Genomic DNA, 25,192 nt, shown 5'->3' with positions numbered 1-25,192 from the left:
TTGCGCACGCAGGTCGCCGTGATCGGCGCTGGCCCGGCCGGATTGCTGCTGTCGTATTTGCTGCACCAGGCGGGCGTCGAGGCGGTGGTGCTCGAAGCCCGCGACCGTGACTACGTACGGCAACGCGTGCGCGCCGGGGTCTGCGAACAACCGACGGTCGACCTGCTCACCGAGATCGGCCTTGGTGGCCGATTGGCCGCGGAAGGCTTGCCACACGAGGGTTTCTCGCTTCGCTTCGACGGTGCCGATCACCGCATCGCGCTCACCGAGCTGACCGGCAAGGCGATCACGGTGTATGGGCAGCAGGAGATCGTGAAGGACCTCGTGGACGCGCATGAGGCCGCGGATCTTCCGCTGCACTTTGAAGTTTCGGATGTTTCTCTGTCCGCATTGGACAGTTCGCGCCCGGTTGTGCGCTATCGGGATTCCTCCGGTGCCGTGCAAACCTTGGAATGCGACGCGGTGGCAGGCTGCGACGGTTTCCACGGTGTCTCCCGTCCGTCCATTCCGGACGGTGTGCTGACCACCTTCGAGCGGGAGTACCCGTTCGCCTGGCTGGGAGTGCTGGCGCGGACGCCGCCGTCGCACGAGGAGCTGATCTACACTCATCATCCGCGAGGATTCGCCTTGCACAGCATGCGTTCCCCGGACGTCACGCGGTTGTACCTGCAGGTCGATCCGGGGGAGAATCTGGCGGCCTGGTCGGACGACCGGATCTGGACGGAGCTGTCGACCCGCTTGGCGGTCGAGGGGGAGTTCACCCTGCAGGAGGGGCCGATCCTGGACAAGGGCATCACGCCGATGCGAAGCTTCGTGACCGAGCCGATGCGCCACGGCCGCCTGTTCCTGGCTGGCGACGCGGCGCACATCGTGCCGCCGACCGGTGCCAAGGGAATGAACCTGGCGGTCGCGGATGTCGTGGTGCTTTCGCGGGCGTTGGTCGCTTTGCTGCAAGGGGATTCGACGCTAGCGGAGTCCTATTCGGACACTTGTCTGCGCCGGGTGTGGCGGGCGGAGCACTTCTCGTGGTTTATGACGACGATGCTGCACGTGGATCCGGGCGCGGACGAGTTCGCCCGGCGGCTGCAGCTGTCGCAACTGCGGTACACGGCTTCGTCTCGGGCGGCGGCGACGAGTTTGGCGGAGAACTATGTGGGGTTGCCGTTCGCCTGAGTGCGCCGAGGGGATCTACATGCTCACTTACATGCTCACTTAAGTTAAAGTGAGCATGTAAGTGAGCATGTAGAGGTATGCGGGGGTCAGGATGCTGGACGACGAGCTGGCGGAGATCGTCGGCAACCTTCGTCGACTTGGCGGCGACGACGCCGACGTCGAAGCCAAGCGCGCTGAGGAACGTCTGCCTAAGTCGGTTCGGGACACTGTCTCCGCCTTCGCCAATACGCGTGGTGGCGTGCTGCTTCTCGGGCTGGACGAGACGGCGGAATTCCGTGCGAACGGGGTGCGCGACCCGGCGAAGATGACTGCTGATCTCGCCGCGGTGTGCGCGGACGAGATGGAACCTCCGCTGCGGCCGTTGATCAGGACGCACCGTTTCGAGGGTGCCGACCTCGTCGTCGCGGAAGTCCCAGCCCTCGACAGCCGGAGCAGGCCCTGTTTCGCCAAACGGCTCGGGATGGCGCAAGGCAGCTACGTCCGGGTCGGTGACGGGGATCGGCGGCTCAGCGGTTACGAGGTCCACCTCATGGTGGCGAACCGGGGGCAGCCGAGGGACGACGAGGAAGCGGTTCCTGAAGCGACTCTTGCCGACCTGGACCCCGAACTTGTCTCGACGTTCGTCGGGCGGCTTCAGCGGCAGCGGCCCTACGCGTTCGCGGATCTTTCGCGAGAGGACGTCCTGCGCCGGGTCAAAGTTCTCGTCGAGGATCGGGTAACGGTCGCTGGATTGCTGGCGCTCGGGCGTTATCCGCAGCACTTCTTCCCGCAGCTGATGATTTCCTTCGTGCATTACCCGACGCCGGAAGGGGCGGATCTCCGGACCGGAGACAGGTTCCTCGACAACCGGGTGCTGGAAGGATCGATCCCCACGATGGTCCGCGACGCGCTGGCCGCGCTGCGGGCGAACATGGCACGCCGCGCGACAGTGCGCGGTGCCGGACGCGTAGACAGCTGGGAGTACCCGGAACCAGCGCTGCGTGAGGCGGTGGTGAACGCGTTGGCGCACCGGGATTACTCGCCAGAATCTCGCGGCACCCAGGTGCAGGTCGAGATGTATCCGGACCGGCTCGTGATCCGCAATCCCGGCGGCCTCTACGGGCCGGTCACCGAAGACACCTTGGGGGAGGAAGGCGTTTCTTCGGCGCGGAACGCTACTTTGCTCAAGCTTCTCGAGGATGTGCCGTTGCCGGGCACGATGCGCACCGTGTGCGAGAACCGCGGCTCGGGAATCCGCACGATGCTCATGGCGTTGCGAGACGCTTCGTTGAGTCCGCCGCGGTTCGTCGACAAGATTTCCTTTTTCCGGGTCGAATTCCCCAATCACGCGTTGATCAGCGACGAGGTTGTCGCCTGGATTCGGGGTCTCGGCGAGTACGGGCTCACTGACAGCCAATGTCTCGGGCTGGCCATGAGCAAAGCCGGAGACGTCCTGGACAACCATTCCTACCGCAGTGCGACCGGGGTGGACTCGCGGCGCGCGACCGCCGAACTTGGCGACCTGGTGGCACGTGGCCTGCTGCGCCAGACCGGAAGCCGACGGTGGGCGCGCTACGAACTCGTCGCCGCGGTCAGCGCCGGGCCTAGGCCGACGGGCAGGCGAGACCGGCGACGTGAGGTGCTGGATGCCTTGGGCGCCGCCGAACTGACCCGAGCCGAACTGGCGACCTTGCTGGACATGCCGGACAAGACCGTGTCCCGCTGGTTGCGTGTCCTGCGAGACGAGGGCTTGGTCGAGCTGATCGGCGAGTCCCCGCGCAGCCCGAGCACCCGCTATCGGCGCACCGGCAAAGTCATGCTTGGCGAGTAGCCCAAGCCAGTCAACCCAGGGTTGACGCAACCCAATCGTCAACCTACAGTTGACGACATGACCGACTCAGTGAAACTCGACGACCTCATCAGCGCCATCAAGGCCAACAACGAAAAAGACGCCCTCGCTCAGCTCACCGACGCCGTGTACGTCGGTCAGCACCTCGGCGAGGTCGCTGACCACCTGATCGGCCACTTCGTCGATCAAGCCCGCCGGAGCGGGGCTTCCTGGACCGACATCGGGGCCAGCATGGGCGTGACCAAACAAGCCGCCCAGAAGAGATTCGTTCCGAAGAGCGACGATTCCTCCGGCGGGATACAGCGGATGTTCGGCCGCTACACCGACCGGGCCCGGCACGTCATCGTCGCGGCTCAGCAGGCGGCCATCGACGGCAGGAACGCGGAGATCGACACCATTCACCTGGTCCTCGGCCTGCTTTCCGAACCCGACGCGCTGGCGGCGGGTGCGATCGTCGCTCAAGGCGTGTCGCTGGAGGCGGTCAAAGAGGCCGCGGAGGCGAGGTTGCCCGAACCTGTCGACGACGCGCCGGATCCGGTGCCGTTCGCGTCCGCGGGCAAGAAGGCCCTCGAATTGACCCTGCGCGAGGGGCTGCGGCTTGGGCACAACTACATCGGCACCGAGCACATCCTCCTTGCCCTGCTGGAACAGGGCGAGGGTGCGGGCTACGAAGTCCTTGCCGCACTGGGGGTCGACAAGGAGAAGGCCGAAGCGAAGATCAAGGAGTTTCTTTCGGAAATCCTGGGCACTTTGGGGAAATGATCGGCAGAGAGAAGGGCTCTCCCCAAGACCACGGGGAGAGCCCTTTCTCGTTAAAAATCAGGCTTCGACCTCGGACAGATCCCCAGCCCACAGCGTGTGGAACGAGCCGGGGCGGTCCACCCGCCGGTAGGTGTGCGCGCCGAAGAAGTCGCGCTGTCCCTGCACCAGCGCGGCCGGCAGCCGGTCCGCGCGCAGGCCGTCGTAGTACGCCAGGGCGGTCGAGAAGCCGGGCGTCGGGATGCCCAGCCGGACCGCCGTCGAGATCACCGAACGCCACGAGTCCTGCGCGTTCTCGACCGCCGCCCGGAAGTCGCCGGACGTGAGCAGGGTCGGGAGGCCCGGCTCGGCGGCGTAGGCGGACGTGATGTCGTTCAGGAACTTCGCCCGGATGATGCAGCCGCCGCGCCAGATCGAGGCGACGCGGCCAAGGTCGATGTCCCAGCCGTACTCCGCGGCTCCAGCCTGGATCTGGTTGAAGCCCTGCGCGTACGCGACCACCTTCGACGCGTACAGCGCCTGCTCGACGTCGTCGGCGAAGGTCTCCAGTGCGGACCCGGTCAGCGGCGCGCGCGTCGGACCGCCCAGGCCGCGTGCGGCCGAGCGCAAGCCCGTCGACCCGGACAGCGACCGTGCGAACACCGCTTCCGCGATGCCGCTGATCGGCACGCCGAGGTCGAGTCCGATCTGGACGGTCCAGCGGCCGGTGCCCTTCTGCTCCGCCGCGTCCTCGACTACGTCGACGAACGGTTTGCCGGACCCACCGTCGACGTGCTTGAGCACCTGAGCGGTGATCTCGATCAAGTACGAGTCGAGCCGCCCGGTGTTCCAGGTGCCGAACACGTCGGCGATCTCGGCCGGGGAGTAGCCCGCCGCGCCGCGCAGCAGGTCGAACGACTCGGCGATCAGCTGCATGTCGGCGTACTCGATGCCGTTGTGCACCATTTTGACGAAATGCCCGGCACCGTCCGCGCCGACGTGCGTGCAGCACGGTTCGCCGTCGACCTTCGCCGAGATGTCCTCGAACAGCGGGCCGAGCGACTCGTAGGACTCCTTCGACCCGCCGGGCATGATGCTCGGCCCGTGCAGCGCGCCTTCCTCGCCGCCGGACACGCCGGTGCCGACGAAGTGCAGGCCGCGTTCGCGCAGCGCCTTCTCCCGGCGGCGGGTGTCCGCGAAGTGCGCGTTGCCCGCGTCCACGATCACGTCGCCCGGCTCCAGCAGCGGCGCGAATTCCTCGATGACGGCGTCGGTCGGGTCGCCCGCCTTCACCATGATCACGATCTGCCGCGGCCGCTCCAGCGCGTCGACGAACTCCTGCGCGGAGTACGCGGGGATGAAGTCGCCTTCGTCGCCGAACTGCTCGACGAGCGAGCGGGTCCGCTCCTCGGAGCGGTTGTGCAGGGCGACCGTATGCCCGTGCCGGGCCAGGTTCCGCGCCAGGTTGCGGCCCATGACCGCGAGGCCGGTGACCCCGATGCTCGCCTTCTTGCTCATCCGAAACCTTTCCGAAAACCTCTGCCGGATTCCGAGCCTAACCACAAAACCGGGGCTCAGGAGAAGCAGCGGATCGGGCCCCCGTTCCAGGCCAGCATGTCCTTCAGCGGAGCCACCAGATCGAGTGGCGCACCCCACTGCGCGCCGTCGAGTTCGGCGTACGCCCGGTGCAGGTTCCCGGCGAGCCGTTCCTGTTCGGTCAGCTCGGCGAACTGGCCGAGGTCGGTCGCCTTCGCCTGCTCCAGCGGCGTGCGCCCGGCCGCCTTGCCGGTTTCCGCCGTGCGCTGGACGAACTCCAGGTAGTCGTCGACCGCGTCCACCGTTTCCAGCCCGCACACCGGGCCGTGCCCGGGCAGGATGACCGCCGGGTCGAGTTCGCGGATCACGTTCAGCGCGGCCCGCCAGCCCGCCACCGACCCCATCAGCGCGAACGGGCTGCCGCCGTTGAACACCAGATCGCCCGCGTACAGCGCCCGCTGCTCGGGCAGCCAGACCAGGACGTCGTTGGTGGTGTGCGCGGCGTGCCCGGGGTGGATGAGGTCGATCCGGGTCTGTCCGGCGTAGAGGGTGACGGTGGAGTCGAAGACCAGGTCGGGCACGCGCAGTTCGAGCTTGCCCCAGTCGCTGTCGGTGAAGACGCCCTCGTACCGCTGGATCCCGTCGGCCAGCAACGCCTCGCGGGTCTTGCGGTGGCCGACGACGGTGGCGCCGCCGACCAGATAGTTGCCGTTGGTGTGGTCGCCGTGGTGATGGGTGTTGACGAGCGTCGTGACCGGGCCGACGGTGTCGCCGACGGCCGAGAGCAGCGCGCGCGTGCGCCGTTCGGTCGCGCATGTGTCGATAAGCACAGCGTGTCCGTCGGCGTCGACGAAGCCGCAGTTGTTGATGAACCAGGAACCGTCGGGCTGGACGTAGCCGAAGGCGCCGTCTGCCAGCTGTTTGACGCTCGCCGCGCCAGGGGATCGATCGATCACGCCGACACTATGCCGCCCGGACCGGCGGAGCGGGGCATCCGCGGCTCAGCTGTGCCCGGAAGTCTCCCATTAGTCCGAATGGAGTAGCAAAGCTGTCTGGGGCGTCTCGAATAGACTGCTCCGCCAGGGTGACATGCCGGGTGACTGGCGTTCTCGCGCATTTCCTGAAACGCTGCCGGGTGTCATCATCGAACTCCGTTGGGTCGCAGTGGCCTGGGTGGTTCGTAGTTCGCGGTCCGGCGGAAAGCCCGTCGGCGGTAGTGGTCCAGGAGAGCAAGGGGAGATGGCGAGCACCGTCACCTCGCGCCGCAAGCAGCTCGGCAATGAGCTCAGGCATGCTCGAAACGCCGCGAAGATGACGCAGCAGCAAGTCGCCGAGGTACTCGGCTGCACCCAGGGCAAGGTCAACAAGATCGAGTCCGGTGCGGTGGGGGTCAAGCTCGGAGATGTGCGGACCATGCTGAACGCGTTCGGGATCAACGGCGAAGAAGCCGACACTCTGATGAACCTGGCCCGGGCCGCGGCCGGGCAGCGCGGCCATTGGTCGGGCTACCGGTCGGTGGTGCCGCACTGGTTCCGCACCTTCACCGACCTCGAGCCCGCCGCCGCGGAGATCCTCACCTGGCACGGCGAGCGCGTGCCGGGGCCGCTGCAGTCCGAGCACTACATGCTCAAGCAGTTCACCGAGGCCGGAGCCACCGACGTCACGTCGCTGGTGCGCAACCGGCTCGACCGCAAGGCGGTGTTCGACCAGCAGCAGCCGCCGTACTACCGGTTCATCATCAGCGAGGGCGCGCTGCGCCGCGCGCCCGGCGGGTTCGCGCCCGCGGTGATGCTGGACCAGGTAGAGCACCTGCTCGCGCTCGACCGGCACCCGCGCGTGTACGTGCACGTGCTGCCGTTCAGCGCGAAGCTCGCCGCGGTGCCCAACGACTTCACGATCATGCGCTTCCCGGACCGCACGCGCGACTTCGTCTACATCGAACACTCCGCGGGCGGGCTGTACCTCGACGACGTGAAGGACTTCAACATCTTCGTGGACTCGTGGGACCGGCTGCGCGGCGCCGCTTTGGAGCGGGGCGAGACGCGGCAGTTCCTCAAGGAGCTGGCGGAAAGCTACCGCGCGCAGATGCAGTGACGAGGGCTTCCAGCAGCGGCACGGTTTCCTCCGCGCCGGGCAGGGCGTTGATCTCCGCTTGCACCCGTCCCGCGGACTCGCGATAGCTGGGATCGGCGAGCACGTTCTCGGCGGCTTGGCGGATTTCGTCCGGGGTGGCGGTTTCCGGGTCGAGTACGTGGCCGACGTGCAGCGCTGCGCAGCGCCGGGCGTTGCCGGGCTGGTCGGCGCCCATCGGGAAAACCAGCGACGGCAGTCCGTGCGAGAGCGCGCCGATCATGCTGCCGGATCCGGCGTGCGACACCATCAAGTCGATGCGGGGCAACAGTTGCGCCTGCGGGACGAACCGTTCCACGTGGACGTGCGGGGGTTGCGGTCCGAACTCGGCGGGGTCGATCTGGGTGCCGACGGTGGCGGTCACTTCGGCGTCCAGCTGGCCCAGGCCAGCCAGCGTGCGCTCGATGAGGTCGCCGGATTCCAGGTTGAAGTTGGTGCCGAGCGTGAAGTACACGTGCGGCTTCCCCTCGGCCTGGCGCGGTGGGACGGGGTCTGCCTGGCGGAAGGAAAAAGTGCCGGGCGGCAGCGGCGAGCTGGGGTCGCGAAAGGACGGTGGGAGCGGGGAAAGCACCTGCCCCCGGGTCAGCATTTCCAGCTCCGGATCGTCCGGCAGGCCGTGCGCGGCGCGGGCTTCGGCGAGCGGTTCGGCGATGAGTTCTTTGCGCAGCAACGTTCCCGCGGCCAGCACCAGCACCGTGGCACACGGCAGGCCCAGCGCCTCGGCGGCGATCGCACCGGAGAAGTCCACTTCGTCCCGGACGATCAGGTCCGGCCGCCATTCCCTGGCCAGCTCCAGCAGCACCGGCACGTGTTCCCGGGTCGCGCGGCGGGTGAACAGCTCGCGGATTTCCCAGTCGTCGCGCGCCGGATCGACCGGCGGCATCGGCTGTCGCGTCACGTCGACCTCGCGGGGTGCGTTGATCGCGAAGGTGGTGAACCCGGCTTTGGCCAGCGCGGGCACGTGCGAACCGCCGCCCGCGACAGCTACGGTGTGGCCGCGTGCGATGAGCGCTCGGGCGACTGGCGCCATCGGATCGAAGTGGCCGCGACCGCCGACGAACGAGAAAAGGATGCGCATTTGTCGCAACCTAGTGGTCCGGATGTACCGCAGTCGTGGCATTTTCGGGCGGTTTCCGGGGGCGGCGGCGCGCGGCAGCGGCGAGTGGGCACACTGGTACCCGCACGGAAGGGGAAGCTGATGACTCAGGCACCGGATCCCGAAGCCCCGGAGGGCATCGACCTCGACCGGCCGAACGCGGCGCGGATTTACGACTGGTTCCTCGGCGGCACCGCGAACTGGGCGATCGATCGCGAGTTCGGCGAACGGGCGGTCCAGACCTTTCCGATGATCAAGACCATCGCCAAGGCCGGCCGCGAGTTCCTCGGCCGAGGCGTGCGCTACATGGCCGAACAGGGCATCGACCAGTTCCTCGACATCGGCTCCGGCGTGCCCACGGTCGGCAACGTGCACGAGATCGCCACCTCGGTGAACCCGAACGCGCGCTGTGTCTATGTCGACAACGAGCCGGTCGCCGTCGCGCATTCGCAGATCCTGCTGGAGCGCGACGGCGTCGCCAACCGGCATGCGGTGCTGCAGGGCGACCTGCGCAATCCGGCCGACGTCTGGCCGCGCGCGCTCGACACCGGCGTACTCGACCCGAAGCGCCCGATCGGGCTGATCATGGTCGGAGTGCTGTACTTCATCGGCCGCGACGAGCCGGCGCTGGAGATCGTGCAGAAGTACCTGTCGCTGCTGCCGTCCGGCTCGTACTTCCTGTCCTCGCACCTGACCGACGACGGCGTGCCGACGAGCGACGGCGAGCGCCGCGACGCGATCCACAAGCAGTACCAGCAGTCGAGCACGCCGTTCCATTACCGCTCGCGGGCGGAGTTCGCCGAGTTCTTCTCCGGGCTGGAACTGGTGGAGCCGGGCATCTCGTGGGTGTCGGATTGGCATCCGGAAGCGGGCGAATCGAGCGCGGGCGACCGGATGGCCGACGATCCTTCGTTCAGCGGCGGGATTTGCGCGCTGGGCCGCAAGCCCTGACGGGCCGGAGCCGCCCGGCCCCGGCCCCGGGCGTCACGCGGCGAGCTGGGCTTGGAAAATCGCCCGGTTGAAGTAGGCACGGGCTTCGCTGATCAGTCCGTCCTGGCCGAGGTCGTAGACGTTGATGCCGGACCAGTTGACCGGTATCCCGCCGCCGGTGACGGCCGCGCCGCTCCACGCGACGGCGACCGATCCGCCGACGATGTGCGCCTCGCGCGGGGTGAGGCCGAGGAACGGGCTGAAGTTCGGCAGCACCGACGCGATGAACTCGCGGATCGCGGCGCGGCCGATAATCGGCGGCTCGCCGACCGGGTCATGGAAGACGCCGTCGGCGGCGAACGCACCGGCCCAGGCGTCGGCGTCGCCGGATTGGGACGCGGTGAAGAACTGCGTTACCGCAGGGGGCATGGCGATCATGATCATTCTCCTTGTGCTTAAACAAAAGCGCGGTCGTAACGGCGCGCGGCAGGCAGGACTGCGAGGCCAGCCGCGGCGAGAATCCCTTGCAGCGCACAGACTCCAAGCCAGCCGAACGCGCCGTAACAGACTGCGGCCAGTGCCGCGCAAAGCGCGCCACTGAGGAAAACCGCGACCATGTAGACAGTGTTGACGCGGCTGCGCGCGTCGGGGAGCCGGGTGAAAATGCGTGCCTGGTTGGCGATTTGACTCCATTGCACGGCGATATTGACCGCGATGATCGCCACTATCAGGCAAGGCAGCCAGGTTTGGCTGAGCGCATAGGTGCCAGCCGAGCCCAACGTCAGCAGCAACGCCGCGGTGACGATCGGCAGTGCGCCGCGCCGGTCGATGTACCGGCCCGCCCATGGTGCGGCGAACGCGCCCGCTAATCCCAGCAGGCCGAACAATCCGGCGGTCGAGGTGCTGAAACGGTACGGCTCGTGGGTGAGCACCAGGACCAGTGAGGTCCAGGTCGCGTTGTAGGCACCGAACAGGCACGCGTGCAGCAGGCAGGACTGGCGCAGCACGGGTTCGCTGCGCAGCAATCGAGGCAGTGACGCCAGCAATTGTCCGTATCCGATGGAGTTCGCCCGGACTGGCTCGCGCGGCACCAACGCGATTGTCACCAGTCCGGACGCTGCAGTCAGAACGGCGGCGAGCAGATACACCGCACGCCAGCCAAGTGCTTCGCCGACCGCGCCGCCAATCACCCGAGAGCCGATGATCCCGGTCATCAACCCGATCTGCACCCCGGCGACCACCGAAGCCCGCTTCTCCGGCGGTGCCAATTCCGCGGCCAGCGGGACAAGTACCTGCGGGATCACCGTGAACCCGCCGATGAGTGCCGCGGCCGCCGCCACAAGCGACAGACTCGGCGCGACCGCCCCGAGCAGCAGCGCGACGACCGTCGCGACGAGCAGTGCGGTCAGCAGCGGACGTCGGCGGCGCACGTCGCCGAGCGGGACTAGGAACAGGATCCCTGCCGCGTAGCCGAATTGCGCGCACGTCACCACCAGCCCGGTCGAGGACGCCGCGCCACCGAACTCGCTCGCGAACAGCGTGAGCAGCGGTTGCGCCAGATACACATTCGCGACGGTCGCACCGCTGCACACCGCCATCGCTCCGAACAACAGCGGCCGGGCCAAGGGCGGGCTTTCCGCCGTGGTCATCTCTGCCCTCCATATCGATCGAACTAGTTAGTTCGGATCGTAGAAGCTGTGGATCGCGAGTGTCAAACGAACTGGTTCGTTACCCTTGACGCATGGCTTACGACTCCGCCGCGACCAAGGACCGCATCCTCGCCGCCGCCTCGGCCGAATTCGCCGCGTACGGCGTGGCCGGGGCCAGGGTCGACCGCATCGCGGCGGCCGCCGAAGCCAACAAGCGGGCGATCTACGACTACTTCGGCGACAAGAAAGCGTTGTTCGCGGCCGTGCTGGAGCGGCTGATGACTGAGCTGGCCGAAGCTGTCCCGCCCGCGGACGGCGCGGACCTCGGTGCGTATGCGGGCGCGTTGTTCGAGTATCACCGCGCACATCCCGAAGCGCTGCGGCTGCTGCTGTGGGAGGCGCTGGAGATGGGCGACGAGCCGGTGCCCGAGGAAGAGGCCCGGACCCGGCATTACCTGGACAAGGTCGCGGCCGCGGAAACCGCGCTCGCGGGCGGCGGCGAGGATCCGAAGGCGTTGCTGTTCTTCACCATGGGGCTGGTCGGCTGGAGCCTGTCGATGCCGCAGCTGCGTCGCATGGTGCTGGGAGAGGATTACTCGCTGGACCGGCTGGGCGCGCAGGTTTCGGCGGCGGTCCAGGCGATGTCCGGCCCGCGGCCCGCGAAGGACTGAAGGGGATTGGCCTAGACCTGTGCGTGGTCTAGACCGCCAGCAGTGGTCTCAACCATTCGGCCGCGCTGGTCTCCGGACACGAAAACGCTCCCCGGGCAAGGTATTCCGGGGAGCGTGGACGATGCGGGCTGAGGCTCAGCCGAGCCCGTGGAGCAGCGGTACTCGTGTCTCGCGACGGTGGCGGTTGGCGTGGACGAGGTCCGCTTGGCGCGGAGCCGGTACTTCGATCTCGGTGTCCACAACCATCGGGCTGCGCAGCGGGGCCTGGATCAGGCTGAACCCGAACCGGTTGCGCAATTCGTGATTGATCCCACGCCGGCCGCGAGTGTGTTCGTCCTCACGGCGGAAAAGCGTGGTGAGCCGGACGGCCATGGGATCACACCCCCAGTTCGGATAACGGGAACCGGCGCGGGTCGGCGCCGGCTGGATCGGGGTGGTTCGCGCTCGGCGGGTCAACGCCGGGCACCAGGGAAACCGCTCCGTTGCGGCGTCTCCGCAGGGTCGTCGCAGCATCCGGACCAGCGCGGATTCCGGCGAGGCGGGCGGATCGGCTCCTTGCCGGGCCGAATGGGTCGGCTCGCATCCGCACACCTCCCGTTGTCTCGCGGCTGTTCCGCCGCCCGGGCCGGGTGCCCGGGTCAGTGCTGCCGGTGTTGGGCTGAATGTCGCAAGCCATTCACCCACCACTGACGCCCCGATCGCTGCGATTAATCCTACTCCTGGAATAATCTTCATGTCGAGATCGGGTCGAGTTGATCACCCGCTTGGCCCTGCGGTTTGCTCCGTAGTGACGCAAAGAAGCCGGGGACGTGCACCAGAACGCACGCCCTGCACAAGGCTCGGAGGTGGACGACCCATGGCGGATTATCCGTCGCCCCAGGATTACGACCCGGACACGGCGGAGTCGTTGTTCGCGGCCGCTGCCTGGGCGAAGTCGTTCGCGAGCGAACCCAACGGCGGCAACTGTGTCGAGGTCAACCTCTCCCGTCCCGGCCTGATCGGCGTGCGCGACACGAAGCTCGCGGCGAGTCCGGTGCTGGTCTTCGACCGCGGCGAGTGGGACGCCTTCCTCGTCGCGGTCAAGGCCGGCCAGTTCGACCTGCCCCCCAGCGACTAGTCCACCACGACGAGGTCTCGGCGGGGAGCGATTCGCAAACAGTCACTCGATCGGGTGGAGTACGGAAGAGTCCTGGTCACCCTGGGTGCCGGGGGTTGTGGGTTGAATGCCGGTTTGGCGAGGGTCGCCAGCTGAGTAGGTTGAGCGGCCCGACCCCCGGAGCGCGTCATGACCCCACTCCACTACCTCTCCGCCGTCGAAGCACTGCGGCTACTCCGCGCCCGGGAGCTGTCGCCGGTCGAGTTGATGCGCGCGGTCGTGGCACGGGCGGAGCGGGTCGAGCCAGACGTCAACGCGTTCGCCGAGCAGATGTTCGAGCAAGCGTTGCGGGCGGCGGCCGTCGCGGAGAAGCGGTACGCGCCCGGCGGCCAGCCGAGGCCGCTCGAAGGACTGCCCGTCGCGGCGAAGGAAGAACAATCTTTGGCCGGGCACCCGGTCACCGACGGCACCCTCTTGCGCCCGCCGCGGGTGGCGCGGGAGACCGCGATCGGGCTCAGCCGGATCCAGGCGGCCGGCGGGATTCTGCACGCTCGCACGACGACGTCCGAGTTCTGCTGCATGCCGCTGTCCCACACGAGACGCTGGGGAATCACGCGCAATCCGTGGAACCTCCAGACCGCGGCGGGTGGCTCGTCGGGCGGTTCGGGTGCGGCGCTGGCGGCCGGAACCGCCTTCCTCGCCACCGGATCGGACATCGGCGGTTCGCTCCGCGCGCCCGCGTCCTTCACGGGCGTCGTGGGGTTCAAACCGCCGCACGGCCGCAACCCGGTCCTGCCGCCTGCCGGGCTGGACACCTACTACCACCACGGCCCGATGGCCCGGACCGTTGCCGATTGCGCACTTCTGCAGAACGTCGTGGCGGGCGAAGACCCACGTGACCAGCACTCGCGGCTCCCTGCGGCTCCGATCGACTTGGGCGGCATACGCGGGCTTCGCGTCGCGAGCTGTCCAGTGCCGGGTGATTTCCCGGTGGCTTCGGAGGTCGCCGCCAACACGCGCGCTGTCGCGGACGCGTTGGCGGCTGCCGGTGCCGCGGTCACTGAGGTCGAGATCGACTGGACGCTCGACATGGTGAAACAGGCCCTGTGGGCACACTTCGGGACCGGCCTGGCCGCCGAGGTCCTGGAACTGGACCGGCAGAACCCGGGCGTCATCACCCCTTACTGTCAGGCTTTCGCGCGCAAGGGCGTTGAGAACATTGTGGACGCGGAAACCGGCCGAGCCGTCGAAGCAGCTATCCGTGAACGTCTCGACGCGGTGTTCGCGCGCTTCGACGCGCTGATCGTGCCGACCATCGGTACCACTGCTTTCGCCGCTGGCGAGGATTACCTTTCTGCGCAGGTTATGGTCGATGGTGTTGCGCTGGAACACTTTTCGGACGCTTCGCTCACTCCGGCGTTCAATGTCGGTAGCGAACATCCGGTGCTCGCCGTGCCGTCTGGGTGGGCGAGCAACGGCGTGCCGACGGGTGTCCAGGTCGTCGCGGGCAAGTACGACGACGGCACGGCCTTTCGGGTCGGCGCGGCGATCGAGCGGACCGTGGGTGCGGGTTTCGCGCGGATTCCGTTAGCTGGTCAGGAATTCCCGCAGATGCGCCACGACCTGTGAGGGCTGTTCCTCGGGGAGGAAATGTCCGCAGTCTTCGAGGCCGATGCCGGTCACGTTGTCGGCGTAGTCGCGCCAGATGTCCAATGTGGGCAGGCTGCCGAGGAGGCCGGCCTTGCCCCACATCGCCAGCACTGGCTGGGTGAGGCGTTTTCCGGCGGCGTAGTCGGCGTCGTCGAGTTCGGCATCGTCGGGGAATGAGGCGCGGTAGTCGTCGAAGCCTGCTCGGAGCGCGCCGGGTGCTTCGAAAGCGCGCACGTACTCCGCGACGTCTTCGGCGGGCAGCCCGTGCCGTTGAAAGGTCCAGCGTTCGAAGAAATACCCGAGGTAGGCGGCGACGTTTTGTCCGGCCAGCAGTTCCGGCAGGTCTGGCTGGAGGTGGAAAAGCCAGTGCCAGTAAGCCTTCCCGAGATCGCGGTCGAGCCGACGCCACATCTCCCGCGTCGGCGCGATGTCCAGTACGGCCAGCCGCTCGACCTGGTCCGGGCGATCGAGCGCCCAGCGATGCGCGACCCGCCCGCCGCGGTCGTGCCCAGCGACGGCGACCCGGTCGAACCCGAGCTGTTCGGCCAGCTTCGCGACGTCAGCGGCCATCGTGCGCTTGTCGTATCCGGTGCGCGGCTTGTCGGTGCGTCCGTATCCGCGCAGGTCAGGGGCGATCACGGTGTGCGTCTCGGTCAGCGGCCCGGCGACGCGGCGCCAGCAGTGCGAGGTTTGCGGCCAGCCGTGCAGGAGGAACAGCGGCGGGCCGTCGCCGCCGCGGAGGTAGTGCATGCGCAGGTCGGCTACTTGGGCCATTACTGGTTCTAACCGGCTCATGGGGTTAGACGGTAGCGCGGGTTCTCACCGGTTTCAATGGTTAGAATGGGCGACATGGATTGGGTGTTCGACGCCGGACGGCCGTGTCTGCACCTGGTGAACACGCTGCGCTCCCGGCATCTCCCCGGAGGCATCGAGCTGCTCACCGGCCCGGACGCCCTCGCGGAGTGGCTTGAGCTGGCGGGGTTTGGCCGCCTGCCGGTGACTGCTGCGCAATTGGCTTCGGCGAAGGACCTGCGCGAGGCAGTGAACCGGCTGCTGACCGAGGTGCCGCGGGTCGCCGATGTCCAGCTGGTCAACGACGCGCTCGAGGCTGCCCCGAAACCAGCTCGGCTACTGCTGAAAGACGGTGTGCTGCAGCGAGAAGTGCCCGCCCCCGCGGATCCGGTGGCGATGGCGTTCGCCGTGCTGGCCGCGGACGCGGTCGAGCTCGCCACCGGTGTCGAGGACATCCGCATCTGCGCGGCGGACGACTGCGGTCTGCGCTTTGTCGACACATCGCCTCGCCGGACCCGGCAGTGGTGCTCGATGGCTCGCTGCGGGAACCGGGCGAAGGCGCGGGCGCATTACGAACGGACGAAGAACCGGTAAGCCCACGGATGGGCGCGCAGCCACACGTTCAGCTTGCCGATCGTTCGCATGTGGACAGTGCGCAGCGATGGCGGAATTACGGTGCCGAGCAGCTTGGCCGCGCGGCAGAAACGGGCGAACTTGCGTGCGTCCTCGGCGGTCCATTCCAGGCCAAGGCGAGCGCGCAGCTCGGGCGGAAGTGTCGCGCGGATAAGGAACATCTGAGCGCTGGAGTGTCTCTTTTGGATGCTCGACCACCGGCGTTCCGACATGCGGGTGAACGGTTTTCGCACCGTGTCGATGGTCTCGAACAGCGTGCTGATCGTCTCGTTCGGTCCGAATCCGGCGACCATCTCCCGGTAATAGCGCTCGAAGTCCGGCCAGGTCGGCGGCAAGTCCCGCTCTCGCACGCCGAGGATCCGGCCGATGCCGCACATCTGTGCGTAGTACTCGTCAAGATCCGAAGTGGACAGTGGACGGCCGAAGAACCGTTGTGCATCAACGGGAGCCATCGCCAGGGTGGCGTGCACCCAGGCATACGCGCCGGGATCGAGCGCGCTGTAACGACGACCGTCGGCAGTGCCGGTGAACGAACGGTGCAGTTTTCGCAACCGCTCTGCCTCGGCTTGCGCGCCCTTGGTCCCGCCATACACATAGATCGACAGCGAAGCACCAGTGCGCATCAGCCGGGTCCACGGATCCTCGCGATAATCCGAATGATCCCGCACCCCGGCCGCCACGACCGGATGCGCGACCTGCAGCACGAGCACCTGCCCCGCGAGCAGCAGGTCGCGAAAGTCGCCGAAATAACGCCAAGCCGCGGTGCCGCGGACGACCGGCGGCGCCACGTCAGCCCCGCGCACCATGCAGCAGCATCATCAACGGCTCGGCCGCCGGAACATCCGTACCAGTCGCGAGCCGCCGCAACTGCAACCCGGCGATCAGCGCGACCACCGGCCCGGCCACCCGCTCCGGGTCTGGCAGGCCAAGCGCGGTAAGAATCGTAATCGCCAATTCGTCATACGCCGCAAAGCATTTCGCGGACGCCTCGTGCAACCCAGGGTCTCGCGCGGCCTGCAGGTACAGCTCGTGCGGCGCGAGTTCGTCCGTCCCGAATGGCAGCTGTTTAATGACGTGCTCCACGACGGTCGCCGCTTGTTCGAGGCTCAGCCCTTGTGCTCGGTACTCTTCGACAATCCCCGCCAGTTTCGCCGTTTCCTCCTCGGCGAACAACAGCATCGCCTCGCGCAACAGCTCGGTCTGGCTCGGGAAGTGATACGTCAGCGTTCCGAGCGAAACCCCAGCCGCGGCGACGATGCGCCGGTTGGTGAGCCCGCCGACGCCCTGCTCGCCGACCACTTTCAGGGTGGCGCGCAGGATCGCGTCGCGAGTGGTCACCACCCCGGCTCGGGGCGTCGGTCCGGCCACCGCTGTACCTCTTCCAGTTGCGCGGCAACGGAAATCAGCCGCTCCTCGGAATGCGACGGGCCAAGCAGCTGGGCGCCGAGCGGCAACCCGTCCGCGGTCAGTCCGGCGGGCACGTTCACCCCGGGCCAGCCCAGCACGTTCCACGGCCAAGCGTACGGGCACGCGGCGATCATCGTCTGATCGGTCTGCCAGCCGGAAAGCCCGTCGAAGGACCCGATCGCGGGCGGCGGGGTCGCGGTGGTCGGCGTGAGCAGGACGTCGATGTCGCCGAACATCCCGCCGATCCGGCGGCGCAGCACGGGTTCGAGCGCGCGAGCGACTTTCAGCGCGGGCCCGGCGAGCAGACCGCCCTGCTGGGCGTTGCTGCGAGTGCGCGGGTCGAGCGCGGACGGCTCCGGAACGCGGCGGGCCCAATCGCGCACGCCGGTGAGCGAGCGCGGCAGGAAAGTGAGGCCGATCAGGCCGTACCCGGGTTCGACCGGCACAATCTCGTGCCCCAGCCCGGCGAGCGTCTCGGCGGTCTGCCGCACCGCTGCTTCGACCACTGGGTCGAGCCTGGTTTTGGTGGCGGTGAAGGGAATCCGGGTGGAAAGCCCGATGCGCAGCCGTCCGGGCTCACGCCGCGCGGCGGTCTGGAACGCCGTGCCGGTGCCCGCGGTGACGTCGAGCAGGGCGGCCGCGTCGGCGACCGTCCGGGCGAGCGGGCCGAGCACGGTGAGTCCGTGGAACAGTTCGCCGTCGGTCGGAATCCGGCCGCGCTGGGTTTTGATCCCGACGAGCCCGGTCCACGCCGCCGGGATGCGCACCGACCCCGCCCCGTCCGACCCGAGCGCGGCGGCCACGATCCCGGCCGCCACCGCCGCGGCCGATCCGCCAGACGACCCGCCCGGGGTGTGCGCGGGATGCCACGGATTGCGCGTCGCGCCGAACGCCGGTCCCTCGGTGAACGGCCATTGGCCCAGCTCAGGCGTGTTGGTCTTGCCGATGATGACCGCGCCGGCCTGTTTGAGTTTCGCTACCGCGGGCGCGTCCGCCGTCGCCACTGGAAACTCGCCCGGACACCCGAACGCGGTGGGCAGGCCGGTGAGGTCGACGTCGTCCTTGATCGCCACCGGCACCCCGAGCAACGGCGCACGATCACCACCAGCGCGACGCCGATCAGCCTCGGCGGCCTCGGAGAGTGCGGCCTCGTCCCGCAGCACGCGAAACGCGTTGAGCACCGGCTGGCTGGCGTGCGCCCGCTTGAGCGCGAGTTCGGTGAGCTGCACGGCCGTGACCGCGCCGGATTCGAGCGCGGCGACCTGCTCGGCAAGGGTCGTGAACTCAGTGGTCGCGGAAGGCATCGGCGGCTCCCCGTTCTCTCGTTCGCTCGAACGAACGTATCACGGTGATGGGCGGTAAAGCACCCCTGCGCGTGGGGGCCGCAGCTCGGGCAGGCTTGTGGTCGTGATCGATGACTTCGCGAAGGAGTACCTGACCAGCCTGGCCAAACACCTCACGCTGGCCGAGGCCTGGTACTTCGGCGAGATCTCCGGCCGAGTGGGACGACCTCGAATAGCGCGGCACCGACCTGTGGGCGACCGAGCGCGAAACCCGCGACGACAGCACCAGCCGCTATCAAGGCGGTCGGGACGCCGCCTTCTGGCAAGCCCGGCGGACACAAATCGAGCGGGCAGCCAGAGCCGCGGACCAGGCCGTCACTGGATAAAGCCCCTTAAACTGCACGTCATCAGCCCGGCCAGCGCACGGAGGATCGATGACGTTCGACTTCGCCCGGTTCCCCGCCTTCGACGGCTTCCCGCGGGCCGGTCTGCACCACGGTCCGACTCCTCTCGTTCCGGCACCGCGGCTTGGCGAAGCGCTCGGCCTACCCCGCCTCCTGCTCAAGCGCGACGACGTCCACCCGCTCGGCGTTGGTGGCAACAAGCTGCGCAAACTCGACTTCCACCTCGGCGCTGCGCTCGCCGAAGGCATCGACACCGTGATCACCTTCGGCGCGATGCAGACCAACCACGGCCGTCAGACCGCCGCGGCATGCGCGAGGCTTGGCTTGCGTTGCGAGCTCGTGCTGACCGCCGAGGTCCCGCGCTCCGGTGACGCGTACGAGCGGTCCGGCAACGTGCCGCTCGACTTCCTTTTCGGTGCGCGCGTGCACATCTGCGGGTCAGAAGCCGAAGCGGCTGCGACATACGAACGATTGCTTGCCGAAGCAGCGGATGAGGGCCGGAAAGTGCGGACGGTCCCAGTCGGTGGGTCCGACCCACTCGGCGTTCTCGGCTATGTGGATGCCGCGCGCGAGCTGGCAGTCCAGCTGGCCGACCTCGGCCTGGAGCACGCGCGTGTCGTCGGTCCGCACGCCAGCGGGGCCACGGCGGCCGGGCTCGCGCTCGGCACGGAATTGCTCGGTTCGCTGGATATGGACATCGCCTGCGTCAGCCACCCGCTGAACGAGGCTGTGGACAACTTGGCGCAGCTCACCGCCGGGGCCGCGCGGTTGCTTGGGTTCGACCCACCGAAGCTGGAGCACGTGTGGCTCAACGACACGACGATCGGCGAGGGTTACGGCATTCCAGCGTCGGGGACCTGGGAGGCGATCCGGTTGTTCGGCCGCACGGAAGGTGTGGTGCTCGACCCGGTCTACACCGGAAAAGCCGCCGCCGCCCTGGTGGAATGGGCGGCGGCGGGACGTTATTCGCCGGAGGAAACCGTGGTGTTCGTCCACACGGGAGGGCTTCCCGGCTTGTTTGGGTACGCGCCCGAATTCATGGCCGAGGCGCAGAAGTAACGAGCACCGCGGCACGGGCGGTTTCGGTCCGCACCGCGATGCGGAGCAGGACCAGCAGCAAGGCGACGTTCGCGATCAGCGTGAGCCGCTGCGTCGCGCCCACCGGCAGTACCTCGGTGAGCACGTGGAACGGCTGCACCCCGGCCTCGTCGAGACGGACGAACAGGAAACTCAGCGCGAACAGCCCCACCGAGGCGAGGCCGAACTTCAACCAGCGCACCACGAACACGCGCTCCGCCGTGCCGCGCAACGGTTCCAGCAGAGTAATCGCCGCGCCGGGCAGGCTCGCGAACGCGATCAGGCACGAATACAGGTGGATGTCGCCACTGAGCGGGTTCGGGCTTTGCGGGTAACTGGCCGGAAAAACCGCGGCGACGGCCAGCCCGAGCGCCCACAGCATGAGCAGGACCTTGGTGCTGAACGTCATCGGCACCCCGCCGGCGATCAGCGCCCCGAGCACCGCGAGCGATCCGACGGCCACCGACAGCACGCTCGCCCCGAGCATGCCCTCCCCGCGGTCGGTGATCGTGTAGCTGGAAAGCGTGTCGTAGATCGGGTCGTGCGAGCTGATGATGTGCAGCACGATGATCGTGAACAGTCCCCAGGCGATCGCGGCGAGTGCGGTCAGACGCCATCCCCGGACGCCTCGTGTGTTCCCCATGTAGCCAGATTGGCGGTTCCGCGGCGTTTCGTGATCAGGGAAAACCCCTGATTCAGCCCCTACCCCGCGAAGTCGGCGAGGACGAGCACCTGATCGTCATGCCGTTTGGCGCGCGGCCAGCGGACCGCGTGCGGATCGCCGTCTTCCGCGGCGCGTACTGCGTCCAGTACTGCTTCGGGGCCTTTGTTTCTGGCTAGCCGCAGGACTTCCGGCCAGTCGAAAAGTCCGTACTCGTCCACTCCGATCGCGACCCCGTCGGTGGCGATGAGGACGGCGTCGACCTGCGTGCGCGGCCAGCTGCGGCGGACTGCTTTGTGGGCCGCGGCTGGGTCGGCTTCGGCTACCCAGAAGCCGTCCGCCGCGTTGCGTCGCTGGCGGACCTCGGCACCGGTTTGCAGTAAGCCGTTGTCGCGGAGGGAGATCAGGCGGTCGTCGGAGACTACGTCGGTGCCGAACTGTCCAAACGCGACTATGGGACTGTCGGCCAGTACTAGGGCTTCTACTTCGGACTCGGTCCAGCGGAGGATGGAGACCGTGCTGGAGGGGGAGTTTCCTGGGGTCAGGTCGTGGGTTGTGGCTACTGCCGTGATTGCGGTGGCCAGGGCGGTGGCTAGGTCTGTTTGGGGGTGGTGGAGGAGTTCGGTGGAGAGTTGGTCGCGGAGCAGGTTCGCGTACCAGCCGCCTGGGGGGAGGTCGGGGCTGGGGGAGGTGGCGCCGTCCAGGACCAGGATTGCTTGGGGGAGGAGGGCGACGTGGTCTTCGGTGGGGCGGGGGTGGCCGTCGGAACCGACTCCCGCTCGCTCGGCGGTGGAAATCTCGGGCACGGGGTTGACTGTAGCTCGCGGGTGGGGTGGGGGCGGCTCGTCGCCCGGGGGGCGACATTGCCGTGAGGTCGGGCGTGGGGCACCCCGAAGCCCAGTGTGCTGACGGTTCGGGGGTGGTTGTCAAGGCGGGAAAGATGCCTTGACAACCACCCGGAGATGGGGGGGGGGGGGGTGGGGGGGGGGGGGGAGGGGGGGGGGGGGGTTCTGGAACACCCACCCCCGAACCGCAGGGAAGGCTTCGTATCGGGGTGCAGGGCCGGGTGTGGCTGCCTGGGTTTCTTGGGGTGTGTGGGTGGCGGTGTCGTGGGGGTGCGCGGGGTTCGGGCGTTCGGTTGCGTCGGGTTCGCGGGGTGGGGTTTTCGCTGCTGGCGGGTACGAGGCTGGGGTTCGTGGTGTCAACTAGGGTTGACAGTTCTCGCGTGTCAATCTAGGTTGACATTATGACGGAAGCGACGGATTTGGCCGCTCGCGCCGGTGATCGGGATCCGCGGGTTGGGCTTCGGGCGGTGGCGGCGTTGAGGCGGTTGCTGGAGCAGTTGGAGGCGGTGCAGGTGCGCAGTGCGCGGATGCACGGCTGGTCTTGGCAGGACATCGCGGCTGAGCTGGGGGTTAGTCGGCAGGCCGTGCACAAGAAGTACGGGAGGCATTGATGTTCGAGAAGTTCACTCATGACGCCCGGGCAGCGGTGGTCGAGGCACAGGCGGCGGCGCGTGAGGCTGGGGCGCACGAGATTTCCGCGCAGGCTGTGTTCGCTGGGTTGGCGCGGATCGAGAACGGCGAGGCGGTGCGATTGTTGCAGGCCCTGGGGGTGTCGCGCGACGACGTTTTCGCGGAGCTTGCCCGGGTGCGTCGGCGGGGTGGGATCAGTGACGCCGATGCCGAAGCGCTCACCGAGCTTGGCATCGACGTTGATCAGATTGTCGAGCGGGTCGAGCAGACGCACGGGCCGGGCGCGCTCGCGGATGCTGGGCGGCGTACGCGGCGCAATCATCTGCCGTTCACCGAGGATGCCAAGAACGCGCTGCAGATGAGCGTGCGCGAGGCGCATGATCTTGGCGACAAGCATCTTGGCCAGGAACATCTGCTGCTCGCGCTGGTCAAACAACGCGGGCCGGTGTCCGATTTTCTCGCGGCGCGCGGGATCGATTATCCGGCGGTCCGCCAGGCCGTCGGCAACCGCTAATGCTGTTCTTGCTGGTGCGCCCGGGTGCGCCACGTGACCAGCGGGAGCAAAGCCTGGGTGAGCGGGCCGATGCTGAGGGCGTACAGCACGGTTCCGATGCCGACGGCGCCGCCGAGCAGCCAGCCCGCGGCCAGGACGAGCACCTCGATGCCGGTCCGGACCAGGCGGACGGACCAGCCGGTCCGGGCGTGCAGGCCGGTCATCAGGCCGTCTCGGGGGCCGGGGCCGAGGCGGGTGCCGACGTACACCGCGGTCGCGACGGCGTTCAGGACTACGCCGCCGACCAGCATCAGAATCTGCCAGACGAGCACGTGCTGGTCCGGTAGCACGGCTCGTACCGCGTCCACTGCCACGGCGATCACCGCGATGTTCGCGACGGTGCCGATGCCGGGACGCTGGCGCAGCGGAATCCACAGCAGCAGCACGAAAACCGCGACGATGGCGCTGACGGTGCCGAACGTCAGGCCGGTGATCTTGGTCAGGCCGTCGTTCAGCACGTCCCACGGGTCGAGGCCCAGGTGGGCGCGGGTGAGCATGGCCATGCTCGCGCCGTAGAGCGCGAGGCCGGCGAACAGCTGGACACCCCGGCGCGCGGGGGCTCGGCGGAGGCTGAGGGGACTGAGGTCGGTAACTGCCACTTCTCCACTATTGGCGACCACTGGCCTGATATGCCATGGCCAATACGCGATAATTGGTCTTATGGAACCTCTGGGTGGACGCATCTCGGGTCGTCGATTGGCCACATTGCTGGGGGAATGGCGGCAGCGTGGCTCCCGGCAGGGTGCGTCCGACCTCGCCGCGGCGGTCGAGTTGCACGTGCTCGACGGGCAGTTGCCGATCGGGACGCGGCTGCCCGCCGAGCGTGAACTCGCCGACGCGCTCGGCGTCAGCCGTACGCTCATCGGCGCGGCGCTCGACCGGCTCCGCGCGGACGGCCTCGTCGCCAGCCGTCGCGGAGCCGGGTCGTGGGTGGCTGGCGTCGGAAACCGTGACGAAGCCGAGGCGGTGCGCGACGACCTCCTCGACCTCGCGCGGGCCGCGCCGCCCGCGGTGCCGGGGCTGATGGCCGCGTTCGACACCGCGCGCCGCGACCTGGTCGAGTACGTCAGCGGCAACGGCTACCTCACCGGCGGGCTCCCGCGGTTGCGCGAGCGGATCGCCGAGCGCTACACCGCCCGGGGCCTGCCGACCTCGCCGGACCAGGTGCTGGTGACGTCCGGCGCGTACTCCGCTTTCGTGCTCTGCCTGCGAATGCTGGCCGGACCCGGCGATCGCGTGCTGCTCGAACAGCCGACCTATCCGAACGCGATCGACGCCGTCCGCGCGACGCACGCGCTGCCAGTACCGGTCGCGCTCGATCCGGTGCACGGCTGGGATTTGCCCGGGATCGAGGCCGCGCTGCGCCAGGCCGCGCCGCGGTTCGGCTACCTCGTGGTGGACTTCCAGAACCCGACCGGACTGCGCCTCGACGCGGCGGGCCGCGAACGGCTCGGCGGCTTGCTCGCCCGGTCGCGGACACCGGTCGTCGTCGACGAATCGTTGGTGGAACTGGATTACGAGGGTGATCCGGTGGACGGTCCGCCACCGCTGGCCGCGTTCGGCGGAGACCTCGTGCTGAGTGTCGGGTCGGCGGCGAAATCGCAATGGGGCGGGTTGCGGCTGGGCTGGATCCGGGCGTCGACGGATTTGCTGGACCGGCTGCAGTCGTCGCGGTTCGCGGTAGACCTTGGCGCGCCGGTGTTCGATCAGCTCGTGCTGGCGGCACTGCTGGAACCGGAGGGGTACGACGTGCTCGCCCGGCGCCGGACGCAATTCCGGGAACAGCGGGACATCACGGTCGCGGCACTGCGCAAGTACTGTCCAGAGTGGACATTCGAGGTTCCGCCCGGCGGATTGTCGGTGTGGTGCCGGTTGCCGGAGCCGATGAGCACGAGGCTGGCGGTGTCGGCGGCGAACCACGGGGTGCAGATCGCGCCCGGGTCGAGGTTCGGGGTGCACGGCGGATTGGAACGCTGGCTGCGGCTGCCGTTCGGGCTGCCTCGGGAGCAACTGCCGGAGGCGGTGCGGCGGGTGAGCGCGGCGGCGGCTTCGGTGCGCGGCTGCGCGGACGTGCCTGCGGAGCGGATTTCGGTGACGTAGCGCGGTTTTTCTCCCGGAAAAGTGAACAGCCGGTGCACCGGATGGGATCCAGCCACTCCAGGGAGGGTGGCGGTCACCTGTCCGGCGCACCGGCCGATCGTCCGAGGCGCTTCCCGGCACAGCCCCTCGAAGTGCCGGGAAGCGCCCTCGGTTCAGGCGGGCTTCGGTTGGCGCAGGCCCTCGCTCGGCGCGGTGAGCGAAAGCCTCCGGAGCACGCCCGTGGTGGGTCCCGGGGGGGGGGGGGGGGGGGGGGGGGGGGGGGAAGGAGGGGGGGGGGGGGGTAAGGTGCGGGGGGGGTGGAGAGGCGGTC

At 68.3% G+C, this 25,192-nt stretch carries 26 protein-coding genes; 13 read left to right on the top strand and 13 right to left on the bottom strand.

Translation table 11 applies throughout. The annotated features are described in order from the left end of the window. The 3 genes from ACZ63D_RS17710 (at window position 1) to ACZ63D_RS17700 (ending at window position 3,763) form a co-directional block, all read left to right on the top strand. Window positions 1–1,173 carry a 4-hydroxybenzoate 3-monooxygenase gene (locus ACZ63D_RS17710; RefSeq protein WP_465355365.1) on the top strand — a complete coding sequence of 391 codons (1,173 nt, stop codon included), beginning with the start codon at window positions 1–3 and terminating at the stop codon, window positions 1,171–1,173. 91 nt (window positions 1,174–1,264) lie between these two features. Continuing rightward, a complete protein-coding gene (locus tag ACZ63D_RS17705; protein ID WP_465355364.1) occupies window positions 1,265–2,983 on the top strand; it encodes an ATP-binding protein in 1,719 nt (572 codons plus the stop codon). 57 nt (window positions 2,984–3,040) lie between these two features. After that, window positions 3,041–3,763 (top strand): Clp protease N-terminal domain-containing protein, encoded by a 723-nt coding sequence (locus ACZ63D_RS17700; RefSeq protein ID WP_465355363.1) that lies wholly within the window; start codon window positions 3,041–3,043, stop codon window positions 3,761–3,763. Between the two features lie 57 nt (window positions 3,764–3,820). On the opposite strand, the gene gndA is transcribed toward ACZ63D_RS17700, so the two are convergent. Beyond that, the gene (gene gndA, locus ACZ63D_RS17695) at window positions 3,821–5,257 is read right to left on the bottom strand and encodes an NADP-dependent phosphogluconate dehydrogenase (RefSeq protein ID WP_465355362.1); all 1,437 of its coding nucleotides are present in this window, start codon (window positions 5,255–5,257) and stop codon (window positions 3,821–3,823) included. 56 nt (window positions 5,258–5,313) lie between these two features. After that, window positions 5,314–6,231, bottom strand: a complete 918-nt coding sequence (locus ACZ63D_RS17690; RefSeq protein ID WP_465355361.1) for an MBL fold metallo-hydrolase — start codon at window positions 6,229–6,231, stop codon at window positions 5,314–5,316. Between the two features lie 283 nt (window positions 6,232–6,514). Here ACZ63D_RS17690 and ACZ63D_RS17685 point away from each other — a divergent pair, with 283 nt between their 5' ends. Next, window positions 6,515–7,369: a helix-turn-helix domain-containing protein gene (locus ACZ63D_RS17685; protein WP_465355360.1), complete on the top strand. Its 855-nt coding sequence runs from the start codon at window positions 6,515–6,517 to the stop codon at window positions 7,367–7,369. Here the strand turns inward: ACZ63D_RS17685 and ACZ63D_RS17680 are convergent. Continuing rightward, the gene (locus ACZ63D_RS17680; RefSeq protein WP_465355359.1) at window positions 7,329–8,483 is read right to left on the bottom strand and encodes a glycosyltransferase; all 1,155 of its coding nucleotides are present in this window, start codon (window positions 8,481–8,483) and stop codon (window positions 7,329–7,331) included. The genes ACZ63D_RS17685 and ACZ63D_RS17680 overlap by 41 nt on opposite strands. Before the next feature lie 120 nt (window positions 8,484–8,603). Between ACZ63D_RS17680 and ACZ63D_RS17675 the strand changes: the two genes are divergently transcribed. Continuing rightward, complete coding sequence (locus ACZ63D_RS17675; protein ID WP_465355358.1) at window positions 8,604–9,452, top strand: SAM-dependent methyltransferase; 849 nt, start codon at window positions 8,604–8,606, stop codon at window positions 9,450–9,452. A 33-nt stretch (window positions 9,453–9,485) separates the two neighbouring features. Here ACZ63D_RS17675 and ACZ63D_RS17670 read toward each other — a convergent pair whose 3' ends face one another. Together ACZ63D_RS17670 and ACZ63D_RS17665 are read right to left on the bottom strand one after the other, a co-directional pair. Next, the gene (locus ACZ63D_RS17670) at window positions 9,486–9,869 is read right to left on the bottom strand and encodes a nuclear transport factor 2 family protein (protein WP_465355357.1); all 384 of its coding nucleotides are present in this window, start codon (window positions 9,867–9,869) and stop codon (window positions 9,486–9,488) included. Window positions 9,870–9,886: 17 nt separating this feature from the next. Continuing rightward, the gene (locus tag ACZ63D_RS17665; protein ID WP_465355356.1) at window positions 9,887–11,080 is read right to left on the bottom strand and encodes an MFS transporter; all 1,194 of its coding nucleotides are present in this window, start codon (window positions 11,078–11,080) and stop codon (window positions 9,887–9,889) included. Between the two features lie 92 nt (window positions 11,081–11,172). Here ACZ63D_RS17665 and ACZ63D_RS17660 point away from each other — a divergent pair, with 92 nt between their 5' ends. Then, entirely contained in the window at window positions 11,173–11,751 is a 579-nt protein-coding gene (locus tag ACZ63D_RS17660) for a TetR/AcrR family transcriptional regulator (protein WP_465355355.1), read from the top strand. A gap of 135 nt (window positions 11,752–11,886) precedes the next feature. Here the strand turns inward: ACZ63D_RS17660 and ACZ63D_RS17655 are convergent, their stop codons facing one another. Beyond that, window positions 11,887–12,123 carry a hypothetical protein gene (locus ACZ63D_RS17655; RefSeq protein WP_465355354.1) on the bottom strand — a complete coding sequence of 79 codons (237 nt, stop codon included), beginning with the start codon at window positions 12,121–12,123 and terminating at the stop codon, window positions 11,887–11,889. A 484-nt stretch (window positions 12,124–12,607) separates the two neighbouring features. Here ACZ63D_RS17655 and ACZ63D_RS17650 point away from each other — a divergent pair, with 484 nt between their 5' ends. Together ACZ63D_RS17650 and ACZ63D_RS17645 are read left to right on the top strand one after the other, a co-directional pair. Further along, window positions 12,608–12,868: a DUF397 domain-containing protein gene (locus tag ACZ63D_RS17650; RefSeq protein WP_409183671.1), complete on the top strand. Its 261-nt coding sequence runs from the start codon at window positions 12,608–12,610 to the stop codon at window positions 12,866–12,868. A gap of 168 nt (window positions 12,869–13,036) precedes the next feature. Continuing rightward, complete coding sequence (locus ACZ63D_RS17645) at window positions 13,037–14,476, top strand: amidase (protein ID WP_465355353.1); 1,440 nt, start codon at window positions 13,037–13,039, stop codon at window positions 14,474–14,476. On the opposite strand, the gene ACZ63D_RS17640 is transcribed toward ACZ63D_RS17645, so the two are convergent. Beyond that, entirely contained in the window at window positions 14,435–15,292 is an 858-nt protein-coding gene (locus ACZ63D_RS17640; protein ID WP_465355352.1) for an alpha/beta fold hydrolase, read from the bottom strand. The two genes, ACZ63D_RS17645 and ACZ63D_RS17640, sit on opposite strands and share 42 nt — an antisense overlap. 54 nt (window positions 15,293–15,346) lie before the next feature. On the opposite strand from ACZ63D_RS17640, the gene ACZ63D_RS17635 reads away from it, so the two are divergent. Next, window positions 15,347–15,883, top strand: coding sequence for a CGNR zinc finger domain-containing protein (locus ACZ63D_RS17635; protein ID WP_465355351.1), 537 nt, complete (start codon window positions 15,347–15,349; stop codon window positions 15,881–15,883). Here ACZ63D_RS17635 and ACZ63D_RS17630 read toward each other — a convergent pair. Genes ACZ63D_RS17630 through ACZ63D_RS17620 form a run of 3 tightly spaced genes read right to left on the bottom strand, consistent with a single transcriptional unit; the run spans window position 15,859 to window position 18,633 of the window. Further along, the gene (locus tag ACZ63D_RS17630; RefSeq protein WP_465355350.1) at window positions 15,859–16,728 is read right to left on the bottom strand and encodes an oxygenase MpaB family protein; all 870 of its coding nucleotides are present in this window, start codon (window positions 16,726–16,728) and stop codon (window positions 15,859–15,861) included. The genes ACZ63D_RS17635 and ACZ63D_RS17630 overlap by 25 nt on opposite strands. Further along, window positions 16,712–17,260: a TetR/AcrR family transcriptional regulator gene (locus tag ACZ63D_RS17625; protein ID WP_465355575.1), complete on the bottom strand. Its 549-nt coding sequence runs from the start codon at window positions 17,258–17,260 to the stop codon at window positions 16,712–16,714. Before ACZ63D_RS17625 ends, ACZ63D_RS17630 begins: the two co-directional genes overlap by 17 nt. Then, window positions 17,257–18,633: an amidase gene (locus ACZ63D_RS17620; RefSeq protein ID WP_465355349.1), complete on the bottom strand. Its 1,377-nt coding sequence runs from the start codon at window positions 18,631–18,633 to the stop codon at window positions 17,257–17,259. Before ACZ63D_RS17620 ends, ACZ63D_RS17625 begins: the two co-directional genes overlap by 4 nt. 413 nt (window positions 18,634–19,046) lie before the next feature. Here ACZ63D_RS17620 and ACZ63D_RS17615 point away from each other — a divergent pair, with 413 nt between their 5' ends. Further along, window positions 19,047–20,075 carry a D-cysteine desulfhydrase family protein gene (locus ACZ63D_RS17615; protein WP_465355348.1) on the top strand — a complete coding sequence of 343 codons (1,029 nt, stop codon included), beginning with the start codon at window positions 19,047–19,049 and terminating at the stop codon, window positions 20,073–20,075. Here ACZ63D_RS17615 and ACZ63D_RS17610 read toward each other — a convergent pair. After that, window positions 20,053–20,736 (bottom strand): DUF998 domain-containing protein, encoded by a 684-nt coding sequence (locus ACZ63D_RS17610; RefSeq protein WP_465355347.1) that lies wholly within the window; start codon window positions 20,734–20,736, stop codon window positions 20,053–20,055. The genes ACZ63D_RS17615 and ACZ63D_RS17610 overlap by 23 nt on opposite strands. A gap of 59 nt (window positions 20,737–20,795) precedes the next feature. Beyond that, window positions 20,796–21,560: a hypothetical protein gene (locus ACZ63D_RS17605; protein ID WP_465355346.1), complete on the bottom strand. Its 765-nt coding sequence runs from the start codon at window positions 21,558–21,560 to the stop codon at window positions 20,796–20,798. Window positions 21,561–22,000: 440 nt separating this feature from the next. Between ACZ63D_RS17605 and ACZ63D_RS17600 the strand changes: the two genes are divergently transcribed. Both ACZ63D_RS17600 and ACZ63D_RS17595 read left to right on the top strand, forming a co-directional pair. Next, a complete protein-coding gene (locus ACZ63D_RS17600) occupies window positions 22,001–22,210 on the top strand; it encodes a hypothetical protein (protein WP_009071860.1) in 210 nt (69 codons plus the stop codon). Further along, window positions 22,210–22,743: a Clp protease N-terminal domain-containing protein gene (locus ACZ63D_RS17595; RefSeq protein WP_465355345.1), complete on the top strand. Its 534-nt coding sequence runs from the start codon at window positions 22,210–22,212 to the stop codon at window positions 22,741–22,743. The genes ACZ63D_RS17600 and ACZ63D_RS17595 overlap by 1 nt, the downstream gene beginning before the upstream one ends. On the opposite strand, the gene yczE is transcribed toward ACZ63D_RS17595, so the two are convergent. Next, window positions 22,740–23,381: a membrane protein YczE gene (gene yczE / locus ACZ63D_RS17590; protein WP_465355344.1), complete on the bottom strand. Its 642-nt coding sequence runs from the start codon at window positions 23,379–23,381 to the stop codon at window positions 22,740–22,742. The genes ACZ63D_RS17595 and yczE overlap by 4 nt on opposite strands. Window positions 23,382–23,442: 61 nt before the next feature. Here yczE and yczR point away from each other — a divergent pair, with 61 nt between their 5' ends. Further along, window positions 23,443–24,882, top strand: a complete 1,440-nt coding sequence (gene yczR, locus ACZ63D_RS17585) for a MocR-like transcription factor YczR (protein WP_465355343.1) — start codon at window positions 23,443–23,445, stop codon at window positions 24,880–24,882. The last annotated feature ends 310 nt before the right edge of the window (window positions 24,883–25,192 follow it).

This window comes from Amycolatopsis sp. NPDC104775 (assembly GCF_055583325.1).
Note: the sequence above shows the minus strand (reverse complement) of the source record. Positions and strands in the feature narration are given on the sequence as shown.